Origin of the sequence: Hydrogenophaga sp. NH-16 (genome assembly GCF_004006415.1) — a bacterium.
Lineage (GTDB): Bacteria > Pseudomonadota > Gammaproteobacteria > Burkholderiales > Burkholderiaceae_C > Hydrogenophaga > Hydrogenophaga pseudoflava.
Genome location: NZ_CP029344.1, coordinates 3930065 through 3945199 on the forward strand (window position 1 = coordinate 3930065; position 15135 = coordinate 3945199).

Here is a 15135-nt window from a genome sequence, read left to right on the forward strand (position 1 = left end):
ATGGGTAAGAACACGCCTTTTTCAATCAACTGGTTCTATTACGCTGCGCCGCAGCGCTTCTATTCGCTGGCCGGCAGGCTGGTGCCGTGGTTTGGCGCGCTTGCCGTGGTGCTCACCACCATCGGCCTCTACCTCGGTCTATGGGTGGCACCCACCGACGCGCAGCAGGGCGAGGCCTACCGCATAGTCTTCGTGCACGTCCCCACGGCCTGGATGTCAATGGTGGTGTACCTAGCCATGGCCACCTGGGCGGCCATCGGCCTGGTGTTCAACTCGCGCCTGTCGTCCATGATGGCCACGGCGCTGGCGCCCACCGGCGCACTCATGACCTTTCTGGCTCTGTGGACCGGCGCGCTCTGGGGCAAACCTACCTGGGGCACCTGGTGGGTGTGGGATGCGCGGCTCACCTCCGAGTTGGTGCTGCTCTTTCTCTACATCGGTTTCATGGCGCTGCACAGCGCGATCGACGACACCCGTCGCGCCGACCGCGCCGCCGGCTTGCTGGCCATCGTGGGCGTGGTCAACCTGCCAATCATCTATTTCTCGGTGCAGTGGTGGAACACGCTGCACCAGGGCGCGTCGGTGAGTATCACCAAGGCGCCGAGCATGGCCACGCCCATGCTGCTGGGCATGCTGGTGATGTCGGTGGCCTGCTGGATGTATTGCATCGCGGTGGCGCTGGCCCGGGTGCGCTTGATCATGTTGGAGCGCGAACGCCACGCGCCGTGGGCGCAACAGACACTGGGGAGCCTCGCATGAACAGCCTTGATGAGCTGCTAACCATGGGGGGCTACGGCCTGTATGTGTGGGGGTCGCTCGGCATGTGCGCGGCGGTGGTGGTTGCCGAGCTGATGGTGATCCGCTTTCGCCGCCGCCTGCTGGCGCAGGAAGCGGGCGACGAACGCGCTGCAGAGGAGACCACGACATGAAGCCCCGCAACCGCCGATTTGTGGCGCTCGCTTTGGGTCTGGCCACGCTTGGAGCCGCCACCGCTTTGGTGCTCAACGCCTTCAACAGCAACCTCGTTTTCTTCTTCAGCCCGACGCAGGTGTTGGCCAACGAAGCACCACGCGAGCGCAATTTTCGCGTGGGTGGTCTGGTGCAGCAGGGCAGCGTAGTGCGCGAGCCGCAGGGGCTGACCATTCGCTTCATGGTGACCGACACGGCCAAGAGCATTCCTGTGACCTACACCGGCCTGCTTCCCGACCTGTTCCAGGAAGGCAAGGGGGTGGTGGCGCAAGGCAAGCTGGGGGCCGACGGTGTGTTTCGCGCCGACCAGGTGCTGGCCAAACACGACGAGAACTACATGGCACCCGAAGCCGCCGATGCCGTGGCGCGCGCGCGCGCCGGACAGACATCCATCGTGATCCCCGAAGGAGCGAAACCATGATTCCCGAACTTGGCCATTTCGCCACCGTACTCGCGCTGCTGATGGCGCTGGTGCAAAGCGTGTTTCCGCTGGTGGGCGCGCACCAGGGTCGCAGCAGCTGGATGGCGATTGCTCGCCCGGCTGCGCAGGCGCAGTTCGGGTTGTTGCTGGTGGCCTTTGGTTGTCTGGTGCATGCCTTCGTTACCAGCGATTTTTCCGTGTTGCTGGCGGCGCAGAACTCGCATACCAGCTCGCCACTCATCTACCGCGTCACCGCCGTGTGGGGCAATCACGAAGGCTCCATCCTGTTGTGGACGCTGATCCTGGCGGGCTGGACGATGGCGGTGGCCCAGTTCTCGAAGCAACTGGACGACGCGATGCTTGCGCGTGTGCTCGGCGTTATGGGGCTGATCAGCGTGGGCTTCCTGCTGTTCACCCTGCTTACCTCTAACCCCTTCGAGCGGTTGTACCCGGTGCCACTGGACGGACGCGATCTCAACCCCTTGCTGCAAGACCTGGGCATGGCGATCCACCCGCCTATGCTCTACATGGGCTATGTAGGGTTTGTTGTGGCCTTCGCATTTGCCGTGTCGGCCCTGCTGGCTGGACGCGTTGACGCGGCTTGGGCGCACTGGTCACGCCCCTGGACCACCATGGCCTGGTGTTTCCTCACCCTGGGCATTGCGCTGGGTAGCTTCTGGGCTTACTACGAGCTGGGCTGGGGCGGCTGGTGGTTCTGGGACCCCGTGGAAAACGCATCCTTCATGCCTTGGCTGGTGGGCACGGCACTGATCCATTCGCTCTCGGTGACTGAGAAGCGCGGTGGCTTCAAGTTGTGGACCGCGCTCTTGGCCATTCTCGCGTTTTCGCTCTCGCTGCTGGGCACCTTCATCGTGCGCTCGGGTGTGTTGAGCTCAGTGCACGCCTTCGCCACCGACCCGGCTCGCGGCGTGTTCATTCTGGTGTTTTTCGCGCTCGCGGTGGGCGGCTCGCTCGCGCTGTTTGCCTGGCGCGGCCCTAAGGTGGGCGGTGGGGGTGCGTTCGAGCTGCTCTCGCGCGAAAGCCTGCTGCTGGCCAACAACATTCTGCTGGTGGTGGCTGCGGCCGCCGTGCTGTTGGGCACGCTGTACCCGCTGGTGATTGACGCACTTGGCATGGGCAAGCTCTCGGTCGGCCCACCGTACTTCAACGCGGTGTTCGTGCCGCTCATTGCACCGGCCCTGTTCCTCATGGGCGTGGGGCCGCTGGCGCGCTGGCGGCAGGCCTCGCTGGGCGATCTCGCGCACCAGCTGCGTTGGGCCGCTGGAGTGAGCGTGGCCAGCGCGATGATCGCGCCGATAGTGCTGCAGCGCTGGTCACCGCTCACCGGCCTGGGACTGCTGCTCGCGGTGTGGGTGGCGAGCACGGCGGTGCTCAACCTGGTGCAGCGCCTGCGCTCGCACCCGGCTTCCGCCTGGGGCGCGTTTCGCACCCAGCCGGGGAGCTACTTCGGCATGTTGCTTGCTCACTTCGGCGTTGCTGTGTTCATTGCCGGTGTCACGGTGGTCAGCAGCTTTCAGACCGAAAACGACGTGCGCATGGAGGTGGGCCAGACCGCCGATGTGGGTGACCACAGCATCCGGCTGGACGAGATGAAAATGGTGCAGGGACCGAACTACACCTCTGCACGCGCCACGCTCACCGTGAGCCAGGGTGGCGAGATGGTGGCGGTGATGCATCCCGAGCGCCGCGTCTACACCGTGAGCCGCATGCCCATGACCGAGGTGGCCATTGACCGGGGCGTGATGCGTGACGTTTACGTGGCCCTCGGTGAACCGGTGAGCGAAACCGCGTGGAGCGTGCGCCTGCACCACAAGCCCATGGTCAATTGGATCTGGGGCGGTTGTTTGCTGATGGCGCTGGGGGGGCTGATGGCCGTGATGGACCGGCGTTACCGCGTCCGCAAGGCGGCTGCCGTGGCACCGGCCGCGTCGCTCGTTGACAACGCGGGCGCGGCGGGGCCGGTGATGACTGTACGGAGCGCACGCCCATGAAACGTTATTTGTGGCCACTGGCCATCTTTGGGGTGATGCTGGGTTTTCTCGGCATGGGGCTGCAGCTCAACCCGCGCGACGTGCCGTCGCCACTGATCGACAAACCGGCGCCATCCTTTCGCCTACCCACACTGGCCGTGCCCGAAACGGTGTTCGCGCCCGAGGACCTGCGCGGCCAGGTGTGGCTGCTCAACGTGTGGGCCTCGTGGTGCGTGGCCTGTCAGCTGGAACACCCGGTGCTCATGGACCTGGCGAAAACCAGTGCCGTGCCGCTGATCGGCCTGAACTACAAGGACAAACGCCAGCTAGCGCTGAGCTGGCTGGGCAAACACGGCAACCCATACAAAACTACGCTGTTCGACGCTGACGGCCGTGTCGGTCTGGACTTCGGTGTGTACGGCGTGCCCGAGACCTATGTGATCGACAAGCAGGGCATGATCCGCATGAAGTTCACCGGCCCGGTCACGCCTGAGGTGGTGCGCGAGAAGCTGCTGCCGCTGATAAACGAACTCGGTGCCTGAACCCATGCGTTTGATGTTGATCGCCGTGATGTTGAGCTGGCTCCTGGTGCCTGGCAGCGTGGTCGCACAATCTCCGCTGGAGTCGAAGGCCACGCCCTTGTCGGCCGACCCCAAGTTGGAAGCGCGCGTGCTCAAGATCGCCGAAGAGCTGCGCTGCCTAGTGTGCCAGAACGAAACTGTCGCTGCCTCGCAGGCCGACCTGGCCAAGGACCTGCGCCAGCAGATCCGCGAGCAGCTCACGCAGGGCCGCACACAGTCCCAGATTCTGGAATTCATGTCACAGCGCTACGGCGATTTCGTTCTCTATCGCCCGCCGCTCAAGTTCAGCACCGTGCTGTTGTGGGTCGGTCCGTTCGCGTTGTTGCTGGTGGCCACTGGAGTGCTGTTGATGAACATCCGCCGGCGCGATCCGTTGACCGAGGCCGCGCCGCTGAGCACGGCGGAACTGCGGCGCGCCCAGCGCTTGCTTGACGAAGCTGGAGGCGCTCCATGATCGTGTTCTACGCCCTTGCGTTGGCGATGCTGGCGCTGGCTGTGTGGCCTCTGGTAAAGGTGGTGTGGCGCCCGTCCTCAACGCCCGACCGCCAGCCTGCATCAAGCACCAACATCGCTCTGCTGCGCGAGCAGCGCGCCCAGCTCGATACCGAATTGGCTGAAGGAAAAATCTCGCCCACCGAGCACACCCAAGCGCAGACCGAACTGGCGCGGCGGGTGCTGCAGGAGTCTGCCTCGACCCAGCGCATCGAACCAACATCGCCTCGCAGTGCCACTGCGCTCGCACTTATGGTGGCTGTTCCCGCGCTGGCCGTCGGCCTGTACTTGTATCTGGGCGAACCCGATGCGGTGCGTTATGAGGCCGAACTGGCCAAGGCACAAGGTGAAGTGTCGAGCAAGGACCTGGACGCCATGGTCCGCCAGATGGCTCAGAAACTCCAGAGTCGGCCACCGGGGCAGACGGCGGATGCGCCCGCCTGGGCCATGCTGGCGCGCGCTCACGCCAGCCGCCAACGTTTCGCCGACGCTGATCAGGCCTACCAACGCGCGCTCGAACTCACCCCCGACAACCCCGACCTGCTCGCCGACCGGGCCGATCTGCTGTCGTTGTTGCAAGGGCAAAACGCAAGCAGTGAGTCCATGCGACTCGTCAATCGAGCCCTGGTGATCGACCCTGGCCACCCCAAGGCGCTCGCGCTGGCCGGCAGCGCAGCCTACGGCCGGCAGGAATTCGAGCTGGCCGAGTCTTTCTGGCGGCGTGCGCGCGAGCGGGCCGAGCCAGGAAGCCCGTTTGCCCAGGGGCTGGACAGCAGCCTGGTGGCTGCGCGCGCCGGCATCGCCTCACAACAGGGGGAAGGGGAGCGCCTTGCGGAGAAAACCGCACCTGTAGCCAAGAGACCCACCACGGAGACGGTCGATCATCCTGGCTTGAGCGGTCAGATCAGCCTTTCGCCCGAACTGCGTTCAAAACTGGCGCCGGGCGACACCTTGTTTGTGTTCGCGCGTGCTGTGCAAGGGCCGCGCATGCCGCTGGCCGTGATGCGTGTGCCGGCCACGGCTGGCCCGGTGGCCTTTGCGCTGGACGACAGCAAGGCCATGACGCCCGAGCACCGCATCTCCCTGCACGAGCAGGTGGTGGTAGAGGCGCGCATCAGCCGCACCGCTCAGGCGCTGCCGCAAAGTGGTGACCTGCAGGGCAGCAGCGGGCCGGTGGCCAGCAACAGCTCCCAGTTGCAGATCAACATCAACACAGTGGTGCCCTGAGCCGGTCCGGTTCAAGCGCGCAAATCGAACCTTTCATCGATCAGGCGCACCATGGTGGCGGGCTGTTCTTTGTTCGCGATATGCCCCAGGCCATGGAGCTGACGGTAGTGTGCACCGAGCATGGACGCGGGCGTCGGTGGATTTGAGCGCAGTCCAAGTACGGTTAGTTGCTGGTTCTTTTGCCCGAAGGACCGATCAGCCGACCCAACCAACGAAGAAGAACAACCATCGCCTTTTCTCATTGATCCAATACCGGCGCTTTGACATGGGAACTCCTACAGGTAAAGGATGAGGGAACTGAAAACCCTGGAGCGGTTCCAGAGTCATGTCTGCACTTCAAACGATCTGAAAGACCCTATGCGTATCAAGGAACTGGCCCAAGCCACGGGCGTGGATGTGGAAACCATCCGCTACTACGAGAAGCAAAGCCTGCTGCCAGCACCGGCGCGCCAAGACAACGGCTACCGCGACTACACCGACGCCCACTTGGAACAACTGGCCTTCATCCGGCACTGCCGAGCGCTGGAGATGCCGCTGGCCGACATCCGCCGACTGCTGAGTGCGCTGGACGCCCCTGGCGAGCCGCACCCGGACGTGGACCGGCTGGTGCAGGAGCAGATCGAGCGGGTACGTGCGAGGCTCAAGAGCATGCTTGCATTGGAGAAGCAGTTGTTGCTGCTCAAAGCGAGTTGCGGGCGTTGTGACGACGACGCAGCCGATTGCGGCATCCTCAAGGAGTTGGTGGCCGCCGCACATGGTGAAGCCTGCGCTTGCCACTCGGTGAAGCTGTCCTGAGGCATCAGCACCTTCCCCCTGGCTGGGGTCAACGGGCCGGCTGGAACATGATGATGCCCATGCCGACCAGAGCCATCGCCACGCCCGCGATATCCCACACGGTGGGACGCACCTGATCGACAGCCCAAAGCCACAAAAGCGCCACAGAGATGTAGACGCCGCCGTAGGCGGCATACACGCGACCGGCCGCCGTGTCGTGCAAGGTCAGGAGCCAGGCGAACAAGGCCAGGCTCAGGAAGCCGGGCACCAACAGCCACATGGACCGGCCTTGCTTGAGCCACAGGTAGGGCAGATAGCAGCCGATGATTTCTGCCAGCGCGGTGGCGACGAAAAGCAGCAGGGTTTTCATGATGGCATTGTGCTGGCCGGTGGATAACCCAGAAAGACGTGCTGCTTGACTTTTTCTGGTGGTGCGTCCCGGCGTGCCGCCGTCGGGCTCTGTGGGCTGTGCCCCGCGCCCCATGCCGGGTCACGGCCATTCGGCTTCGATCCCTGCGCCTTCGGCCGTTGGCATCCCCCCGGCCTGCGCGCTGCGCTTGCTTGTCTCACGCCTGCTGTTGTGGTGGGGCTGGCTTGCTGATCCCTTCATCCTTGCACACCGTTCTCGCCGTCAAGGTCTGCGCGCCCTGTGGGCGCTGGCGGCCGTTCGGCCGTCTTCGAACCTGTGACCGCTGCGCTGCGGCGTGCCGGTTCCGGTCTCGGGCAATCCCGCCCGATCAATCGGAGATCACCATGGACGACAAGTCACACGTTTCGCTGGAGCAGCAGCTTTGTCTGGTGTGCGGCACCTCTTTTGACACGGGCAACATCCTGCTGGATCGTCGCCTGCGCGCGAGCATGAAGCACCACACGACGACGGGCTGGGGACTGTGTCCCGAGCACCAGCGTTTGTTCTCGGAGGGCTTCGTGGCCCTGGTCGAATGCGACCCGCAGCGAAGCGTCACTCCATCGAGTTCAGGCTTGATGAAACCTGAGCAGGCCTACCGCACCGGGCGGCTGGCGCATATGAAGCGGGATGCCTTCGCCCGGGTGTTCAACGTCCCGGTCGCGGCCGAGCAACCCTGTGTCTTCGTCGAACCCGGCGTGATCGAACAACTGCAGGCGATGGTGCCAGCGACGGATTGACGTTGCGCTGGGGCTTCGATGCGCCGCCCCGTGGATCGCGGGAGCGGCGCTTTTCTGTTGCTGCGCCGCGCTGTTGGTGTTGGCCTTCGACCGAACGGGCCCACCTTGTTCTCTCCGGCGGTGCTGCGCAATTCGCACCCCCTGCGCGCCGGTTTCACCGACTTGCCTGGCCTTTGCGGGCGCTCCCCCCGTCAAGGGCCGCTGCGGCGCCCGTGTCCTCGGCTGCGCCTGCGGGCCGCACCAGCGCCTTCGCTTCCTCCCTTGACGGCGCACCCGCGCCGGCCCCAGCTGCTGCCCATGGCCGCGAAGGGCTTCGCGGCCCCTGCGGAGCCCAACACCCAAGGAGAGCGCCGATGCACAACACCGACTGACTTCCGACCCGTTTTCGATGTCTTCCATTGTTTGAACAAGGTCCCCGTGTGGGACAGGAGATTTCACATGAACACCGTTACCCAATCCGAAACCCTGGCCTTGAGCGCCGTGGCTGCTGCGGCAGCCGTCAGCTCTGCGGCAATGACCGGTGACTCCGTCACCGTGCCGGAAGTGGCTCCCTACGAGCTGCACCTGATCCCCTTGTCGCGGCTGCGGCCCTCCAGCCGAAACGTGCGCCAGAGCGGCGGCACGGCCATTCCTGAACTTGCCGCATCCATCGCCCGCGTGGGTTTGCTGCAGAACCTGACCGTCATCACCTCGCCCGATGGGCAATGGTTCGAGGTGGTGGCCGGGCGTCGGCGGCTGAAGGCACAAGACGATGGACGCTTGCGCAAGGTCCGATCTAGCCAGACCGAAGGACCGAAGCTGCGTGCCTCCAGGGCTGCTGCTGTCGATGCCTGGGTGCAGATCGGGCTGGCCCTCGCCGGATCGGATCAGGCGACGGACAGGCAACTGGCGAAACACATTGCCAGCTTCGTGAGGGGCGTGACCGATTCGAACAAGGCGGCCGATGCGCAGACGAAACCCGAGAGGCCGCAAGAGAGCAGGCAACACCCGACGCCACAAACCGAACAACAGCAAACGCGCCAGCAACCCACACCGTCAACCGACATCCATCCGACCCGCTGAGGGCCAAGGCCCTGCCAGCCTTCAGGTGTCGCTCAAGGCAGATCGCAGCGCAGAAGGCGCTCTTGCGGGGGCGCGCCGCGCAGCACCTCGCGCAGCCACGGTGTCTGCTGGAACGCGGGTGGGGGTTGCGTGGTGGTCGTGACGATGTATTGAAAAGCCGATGTCAAGGTGCCTTCCAGCCCGTTCACCACATCGAACAGGCGGTGGTAGACGCTCAGTCCCAGATCGGCTTCGCGGGGGCTGTCGTGCAACAGAAACGCTGGAAGGCGGGTGGTCCCCTGCATGCTCATGCACATCACCGCCAGGTCAAAGGCAATCACCTTCAGTGACTCGATTGCGGCGGTGGAACGCTCACCGCCCAGCTGAACCGCCAGCTTCATGCCATTGCCGTCGAGCGTGACCTTGCCGGAAGCGGTAGGCCCCACCGCAGCCCTGATGATCGCGTTGAAGTAGATGGACAGACCAGAAAACACCTCGACCTGCTGGTCGCGGAACGCTGCTAGACTCTCGCGCTTTTTGTCGATCTGTTCCTGCAGTTTCGCGACCTTTTCCTGAGCCAGCTCCCACGATGCCCAGTCGCGCTCCAGTCGCTGGATGTCGTCCAGGTTCTTTTTCCCCTGGCTCCAGGCTGTCGAGCGGCTGTCGCTCAGCCGTTCTGCCTTCTTCACGGCCTGCTGCAACGTGTCACTTGTCGTGCGCGCTGCTGGTAGCTGTTGCCTGGTGCTGTTGATGTTCACCTGAGTGGCGTCAACTTCAGCCGACTTCTCTTTGATCTGCTTCTGCAACACCTTGTACCGTTGCCGCAACTTGTCGAGGTCAGGCAGTTTGTGTGAGAGCTTGCAGCCCTCGGCCAAAGCCCGGTCAATGGGTACTTCGCAAATCTGGCAGGCGGGCACCTCGGCGTCCCGTACCTCAACCGAAGTGGCCGGCAGTTCCGCTTGCAGGTTTTTCAGCAGGCTCTTGTGCAGGGGCAGGTTGCTGTTTGCCACGGCCAGTTGCTGTTCAAGATCCGTCACCACCTTGGCCGCTTCGCGTGCGCGTTGCCGCAAAGCCTCCAGATTGGACACATCCACGGAATCGTCCGTTTTCGCGGCTTGCGCCAGCTTCTGCCGCGCGGCGTGGCGAAGTGCTTCCAGTCCCAGGCGGCCTTCGGGCACCGCCGTTGGCGGCAGTTCCAGCGAACGCAACACATCGGTGCGCAAGTGCTCGCAGGACCATTGCCAGTGGGCGGCCTCGTTCTGTCGGGTCTTGAGTTCTTCGCCCTGTGCGTTGGCTTCGGCCTGCAGCTGCATTTCGTCCGGCGAGATGGCGGCAATCAGCGCCCGCATCGCGTCCTGCAAACGGCCGCGCGACATGGACCGCGTGGGCGATTCCGAGTTGGACTCCGCCGCACGCCAGTCCAGCACATGGTCGAACCGGCATTCCTGGTCCCGCGTCAGCCAAGCCAGCGCCACGCGCCAGGCATCGTGCAACTGGTCCACGGGCATCAAGGCGGTGACCTTCTTCGTGATCACCTGCTGTTCGATGGCATCGATCAGTGGTGCCATGCCGGTGGGTTCGTTCAAGCGCTCGAACAGTTGCTCTGGCATCACGCCTTGCACCGCAAAGTGGCCGCGCCCCACACCCAGCGGACGCAGCACGGCCCATGGCGAGCCCTTCAGCACCACTTCGGCCGATACCCAACCGTTCAGAAAGGCCGTGCCGATGCTGAGCCGCTGATCTTCTGGCGCAAAACGGTCCTCACCCAGGCAGTAGCGCAGCAACCTGCAAAACAGGGTCTTGCCGGCCCCGTGGCCCAGTTCACCCGCTTCGCTCTGGTTCCCCATGTCGGCCGGGTCGGGCGACCAGATGAAGTTCAGGCCGGGCCGCAGTTCAATGCTGCGCACCGGTTGGCCGGGTTCTTTCCAGATCGTGAGCCGACGCACCCAGAGGGCTGGTTCTTCACCGCCGGGTGGCAACGTGACGGACAGGGGCATGGGTTCAAACAGCTCAGGCTGCACGCGCATGAACAAACTCCTGCACCTCGGTGGCCAGCGTGGGCAACACCGCTTCCACACCGTGCGTTTGCAAGTAGTGCATCACCCAGCCTGCACGGCCATCGGGCCAACCCACTGTGTCTACCCGTTTTGCATCTGGCCCCAGCGCCCAGGTGCCCTGCGCACCAGAACCGGTTTCGACCAGGTCCCCTCGCGCCCGCATCTTGCTGATGGCATTGCGCCAGGGGGTGTTGAAGGCCGGTTGCAGGGTGACCACCCGTGCCGGCAAGGGGGCTGCAGCATCGCCCACCAGCCGGCGCCATTGCGTGGCGTGCTCTGCCGGCAGCGCTGCGGTCAACAGGCGTGGCTGTAGACACAACAGGGTGGCCAGGCGCGCCGTGTCCTGGGGCATGGGCTTGTTCCAGGCCTTGAGCACCGCAGTGAGCAGAGCAGTGGCCGTGTGTTCGTCGGCGGGCACCTGTGCGGCCCATACGCCAGCGGGCAAGGTGGACCAGTCGGGCAGGGCGACCGGCAAAAACTCTACGGTTTCCAGCTTCTTGATCCGTGGCCGACCGCGCGTGATTTCCAGTTTCTCGGGCTGCTTTCCAGCGATGCGCTGCAACAGGACACTGGCTGGCTCGTCTTGCGGGTTCTGCTGGACCAGCTCGCCACGGAAGGCTTTGGCCAAAGTCAGAGAGGGGAGTCGCTGGACTTGCGAAACGGCAACGGAGTGACGGGCTTCGATTTGTTCGACGAGCTTGGAGAAGGCTTCGACTCGACGAACAATCTCTGCTTGTTCTTCGAGAGTGGGCAGGTCGAAGGGCGCCGACATGACGGTTTGCTGGTTTATCTTGGGCATGTTGCCTGCCGTACCCGTGGCGTTGTCGCGGAAGTACTTTCTGGTTCGCTCCGCGCTAAGAACGTAGTACAGGTACTTTCCAAGAACACGCTCGTTTGGTCGGCACTTCATCATCAGATCCGGGTAGATGAACGTGCGACGTGGACCATCAAAAACTGCGCTTACGCCAACGTAGTCCAGTGAATTCGCCCTTTGAATCAGGATGTCTCCAGGCTCCAGCCACAGGTGAGAATCATCTGAAATCTGCTCGTCTATGAACTTGGTGTGTTGGGACAGAAATCTTCCAGAGGTGGTGGCCGACAGGGTCAGTGACCGGACTGGCGTTTCAAAGTCCACAGCCTTGGGCGAATAGCCATTCCGGGGCTTTCCAACAAGTACCTCTCCAACAGTGATGGGCGACCATGGCGCACAGCCGCCAGAGTTGTCTCGCCAATCGGAAGTGAGTTGCCCAGAAGTTGCTGCATCCAACACCGCACGCCGAAAACGTTTGAGTAGATATGGAATGGCTTCAAGGCGCAACTTGCAGGTTCTGATCCGTGCCAGCAGTGTGTCGAGCTGATCAGCGATGCGGGTCTGTTCGAGGCGCGGCGGAACAACAACTTCAGTCCCTTCAAAGACCCCCTTGGTGACGTGCCTCAGTCCGACTCCGCCTTGAGCCACGCCAATCAATTCGTTCAGCTTTTCATTGATGGCAAAGCGAAAGAACCGTTTGTCCAGCACGGCACTATCGAAATCAACGCGAAAGATGTGCTGGTTGAGTGCCGCCTCCTTTCCATGCCAGATGTGCGCACCAAAGGATGTGCCCGGCGTGCCAGACCACGCGAAAAGTAGTTCACCCCCTTGCAATTGGTGCCGCTCGGAAACTTCACCACGATAGTGGTTGTACGAGGCTTCTGGGTTGTTCAAGTTCTGAATTCGAACGATAGGCAACCCAGTCGCTGCCCATTCTGTTGGCTTGAATGCTCGGCCGTTGAGCAGGGTGCACAACCTGCCAATTGGTGCCGTGACCCAGCCCGTCGGCAGTTCACTCATCACTGCCCCCTTCCAGCAGCAACCCGCGCCGTGCCAGCCGTTCACGCGCTTCTATTAGCGCCTCGTGCAGCCGCTGTTCCAGCTCGGCCTTGGGCGGCAGCTCCGTCCAGTATTCGGCCACGGTGATGCCGTCCTTGTGCATCTGCAGCAGTTCCACCTGTTCTCGGCTGGATTCGGCGCAGAGGATGAGGCCGATGGGCGCTTCCTCGCCTTGCTGGCGTTCGTGTTTGTCCAACCACTTCAGGTACAGCTCCATCTGGCCTTTGTGCGCCGCCTTGAAGCGGCCGAGCTTGAGTTCGATGGCCACCAGCCGGCGCAGGCGGCGGTGGAAGAACAGCAGGTCCAGGTAGAAGTCTTCGCCATCGATGACCATGCGCTTTTGCCGTTCGACAAAGGCAAAGCCCCGGCCCAGCTCCAGGATGAAGGCTTCGAGCTGGCGCAGGATGGCAGCTTCGAGGTCGGCCTCGTCGTGGCCCTGGCGCAGGCCCAGAAAGTCCAGGAAGTAGGGGTCTTTGAAGATCTGGGGGGGCGTGGCCGCCAGCGCGGGCACCTGGGTGCTGGCGATCTCCGTGCGCTCGAAGGCTTTGCGCTCGATCTGGTGGCCCAGCTCGCGCACGCTCCAGCCGTCTTGCGCGGCATGGTGGGCGTAGAACTGGCGGGCTTCCGGGGTTTTGAGGGCCACGATGGCCACCAGGTGGCTCCAGCTCAATTTTGCCGACAGTGTCGACACAATTTCGGCGCTGGGGAACGCTTCGGCAAACTTCACCATGCGGCGGAGGTTGCGGGATTCGAAGCCGCGACCAAACTCACTGGACAGTTGCTTGCCCAGCTGGTCGAGCAGCTGGGCGCCGTAGCTGGCACGTTCGCCGCCCAACACTTCCGCGTTCAGGCGCTGGCCTACGGTCCAGTACAGGCGGGTGAGTTCAGCGTTGACGGCGCTGGCCAGGCGCTGGCGGCTGCTGGCGATGAGCGCACGCAGTTCCGCGTGCAGGCTGTCGGCCGGGGTGGGCGTGAGCTGGCTCATGCCTGGGCCTCTTGCCCGGTTTCGTCGATCAACAGGTCGTCCAGCGCGGCGTCGGGGTCTTCGCCCAGTTCTTCGAGCAGGGCACGCAGTTCGGCCATGGCGCCGCCCAGCTCGCGCTGCAGCAGCCGGGCCACCAGGGCAGGGTCGTCGCGCTGGGCTTCGGCGGTTTCGGCGCTGTCGTCCTTGAGCCAGGCGATGTCGAGGTTGTCGCCCCGCGCGGCAATCTGTTCGCGGGTGAACTTGCGCCAGCGGCCGGTTTCGCCGGTGTCCACGCGTTGGGCCAGTGCTGCGGGGCCGCCTTTCGGGTCGTCGCCGAACACGTCTTCAAACTTGTCGCGCGGCTGGCTGGCGGGCGCGTCTGCCGGTGTGCGGAAGTAGTCGCGCGTGAAGGGGGTGCGCTTGCCAAACTGGGGCATATTGGCGCGCATGTCGTACACCCAGACTTCTTTGGTGTTGCCCTTGTCCTTTTCGCCCTTGGTGAAGAAGAGCACGTTGGTCTTGACGCCCTGCGCGTAAAAGATGCCGGTGGGCAGGCGCAGGATGGTGTGGAGGTTGCACTTCTCCATCAAATCGCGGCGGATTTCGGTGCCCACGTTACTTTCAAAAAGCACGTTGTCGGGCAGCACAACGGCGGCCCGGCCACCCGGCTTGAGGCTGCGGTAGATGTGCTGCAAGAAAGCGAACTGCTTGTTGCTAGTGAGGTAAGTGAGGTCGGTGCGGGTGGGCAGGCCGCCGCCCTTTTTGGTACCAAAGGGCGGGTTCGACAGGATCAGCGTGGCGGGCGGGAGCTTGCGGTAGTCCTCGCTCAGGGTGTCGCCATAGTCCACACCACCTTCAATGCCGTGCAGCAGCATGTTCATCAGCGCCAGGCGGTGGGTGTCTTGCACCAGCTCCATGCCGTAGAAGGTGTTGTGGCGGTAGCGGCGCTGGGCTTCTTCCTTGAGGCTGTCGAAGTCGTTGTGTCTGCGCAGGTGGTTGTTGGCCGCAATCAGGAAGCCGCATGTGCCGGCCGCCGGATCCTGGATCACGTCGCCCAGCTGGGGGTTGAGCACGGTGACGATGCTGTCGATCAGGTGGCGGGGCGTGAAGTACTGGCCGGCGCCGCTTTTCTTCTCGGTGGCGTTGCGTTCCAGCAGGTTTTCGTAAAGGTCGCCCAGGTCGTCGCGCTGCACGCTGTACCAGTCGAGCGCGTCGATTTCAGTGACGAGCTTGCTCAGCGTGGCTGGCTTGGTGATGAAGGTGTTGGCGTTTGCGTAGATGGCTTGCACCGCGCCCTGGCCGTGCAGGCCGTAGTCCAGCAGCATTTCCTTGTAGGTGTCGAGCCGGTCTGGCGCGGAGGCGCTGATCAGGTCGGCCCAGCGCACGCCGGGCTGCAACAACTTGGGTTCGCCCTTCTTGGGCGACTTGAACACGGTCAGGCGTTCTTCCTGCCCGGTCTCCTGCATCATTTTCAGGAACAGCAGGTAGGTGAGTTCGCTCAGGTACTGGTGGTAGGTGACACCGTCGTCGCGCAGCACATTGCAGAGCGACCAGAGCTTGGCGCCGATGTCGAGCGCGGCATTGGGGTTGGACATGGGATTC

15 protein-coding genes are annotated in these 15135 nt (G+C 63.6%); 10 read left to right on the plus strand and 5 right to left on the minus strand.

Annotated elements, in window-relative coordinates:
• The 8 genes from ccmC to DD542_RS18985 all read left to right on the plus strand — a co-directional run bounded on the left by ccmC (nucleotide 1) and on the right by DD542_RS18985 (nucleotide 6476).
• Nucleotides 1-759 carry a heme ABC transporter permease CcmC gene (gene ccmC / locus DD542_RS18950; protein ID WP_127806699.1) on the plus strand — a complete coding sequence of 253 codons (759 nt, stop codon included), beginning with the start codon at nucleotides 1-3 and terminating at the stop codon, nucleotides 757-759.
• Nucleotides 756-929, plus strand: coding sequence for a heme exporter protein CcmD (gene ccmD, locus DD542_RS18955; protein ID WP_084397547.1), 174 nt, complete (start codon nucleotides 756-758; stop codon nucleotides 927-929). The genes ccmC and ccmD overlap by 4 nt, the downstream gene beginning before the upstream one ends.
• Entirely contained in the window at nucleotides 926-1390 is a 465-nt protein-coding gene (ccmE, locus tag DD542_RS18960; RefSeq protein ID WP_066159794.1) for a cytochrome c maturation protein CcmE, read from the plus strand. Before ccmD ends, ccmE begins: the two co-directional genes overlap by 4 nt.
• A complete protein-coding gene (locus tag DD542_RS18965) occupies nucleotides 1387-3402 on the plus strand; it encodes a heme lyase CcmF/NrfE family subunit (protein WP_066159797.1) in 2016 nt (671 codons plus the stop codon). The genes ccmE and DD542_RS18965 overlap by 4 nt, the downstream gene beginning before the upstream one ends.
• Nucleotides 3399-3923, plus strand: coding sequence for a DsbE family thiol:disulfide interchange protein (locus DD542_RS18970; protein WP_066159800.1), 525 nt, complete (start codon nucleotides 3399-3401; stop codon nucleotides 3921-3923). Before DD542_RS18965 ends, DD542_RS18970 begins: the two co-directional genes overlap by 4 nt.
• Before the next feature lie 13 nt (nucleotides 3924-3936).
• Nucleotides 3937-4416 (plus strand): cytochrome c-type biogenesis protein, encoded by a 480-nt coding sequence (locus DD542_RS18975; RefSeq protein ID WP_241559596.1) that lies wholly within the window; start codon nucleotides 3937-3939, stop codon nucleotides 4414-4416.
• Nucleotides 4413-5681 carry a c-type cytochrome biogenesis protein CcmI gene (gene ccmI, locus DD542_RS18980; protein WP_066159805.1) on the plus strand — a complete coding sequence of 423 codons (1269 nt, stop codon included), beginning with the start codon at nucleotides 4413-4415 and terminating at the stop codon, nucleotides 5679-5681. Before DD542_RS18975 ends, ccmI begins: the two co-directional genes overlap by 4 nt.
• 357 nt (nucleotides 5682-6038) lie before the next feature.
• Nucleotides 6039-6476: a MerR family transcriptional regulator gene (locus tag DD542_RS18985; RefSeq protein ID WP_066159807.1), complete on the plus strand. Its 438-nt coding sequence runs from the start codon at nucleotides 6039-6041 to the stop codon at nucleotides 6474-6476.
• Nucleotides 6477-6504: 28 nt separating this feature from the next.
• On the opposite strand, the gene DD542_RS18990 is transcribed toward DD542_RS18985, so the two are convergent.
• On the minus strand, nucleotides 6505-6825 hold the full coding sequence (locus DD542_RS18990; RefSeq protein WP_066159809.1) for a YnfA family protein: 321 nt from the start codon (nucleotides 6823-6825) through the stop codon (nucleotides 6505-6507).
• 383 nt (nucleotides 6826-7208) lie between these two features.
• Between DD542_RS18990 and DD542_RS18995 the strand changes: the two genes are divergently transcribed.
• Both DD542_RS18995 and DD542_RS24225 read left to right on the plus strand, forming a co-directional pair.
• Complete coding sequence (locus tag DD542_RS18995) at nucleotides 7209-7601, plus strand: ATPase (RefSeq protein WP_066161138.1); 393 nt, start codon at nucleotides 7209-7211, stop codon at nucleotides 7599-7601.
• A gap of 513 nt (nucleotides 7602-8114) precedes the next feature.
• Nucleotides 8115-8663 carry a ParB N-terminal domain-containing protein gene (locus tag DD542_RS24225; RefSeq protein WP_277750675.1) on the plus strand — a complete coding sequence of 183 codons (549 nt, stop codon included), beginning with the start codon at nucleotides 8115-8117 and terminating at the stop codon, nucleotides 8661-8663.
• A 32-nt stretch (nucleotides 8664-8695) separates the two neighbouring features.
• Here DD542_RS24225 and DD542_RS19005 read toward each other — a convergent pair whose 3' ends face one another.
• Genes DD542_RS19005 through DD542_RS19020 form a run of 4 tightly spaced genes read right to left on the minus strand, consistent with a single transcriptional unit; the run spans nucleotide 8696 to nucleotide 15128 of the window.
• Complete coding sequence (locus DD542_RS19005) at nucleotides 8696-10669, minus strand: chromosome segregation protein SMC (protein ID WP_127806701.1); 1974 nt, start codon at nucleotides 10667-10669, stop codon at nucleotides 8696-8698.
• A complete protein-coding gene (locus DD542_RS19010) occupies nucleotides 10653-12530 on the minus strand; it encodes a restriction endonuclease subunit S (RefSeq protein ID WP_127806702.1) in 1878 nt (625 codons plus the stop codon). The genes DD542_RS19005 and DD542_RS19010 overlap by 17 nt, the downstream gene beginning before the upstream one ends.
• On the minus strand, nucleotides 12523-13554 hold the full coding sequence (locus DD542_RS19015) for a PDDEXK nuclease domain-containing protein (RefSeq protein ID WP_127806703.1): 1032 nt from the start codon (nucleotides 13552-13554) through the stop codon (nucleotides 12523-12525). Before DD542_RS19015 ends, DD542_RS19010 begins: the two co-directional genes overlap by 8 nt.
• Nucleotides 13551-15128: an N-6 DNA methylase gene (locus DD542_RS19020; protein ID WP_127806704.1), complete on the minus strand. Its 1578-nt coding sequence runs from the start codon at nucleotides 15126-15128 to the stop codon at nucleotides 13551-13553. Before DD542_RS19020 ends, DD542_RS19015 begins: the two co-directional genes overlap by 4 nt.
• Nucleotides 15129-15135 lie beyond the last annotated feature (7 nt).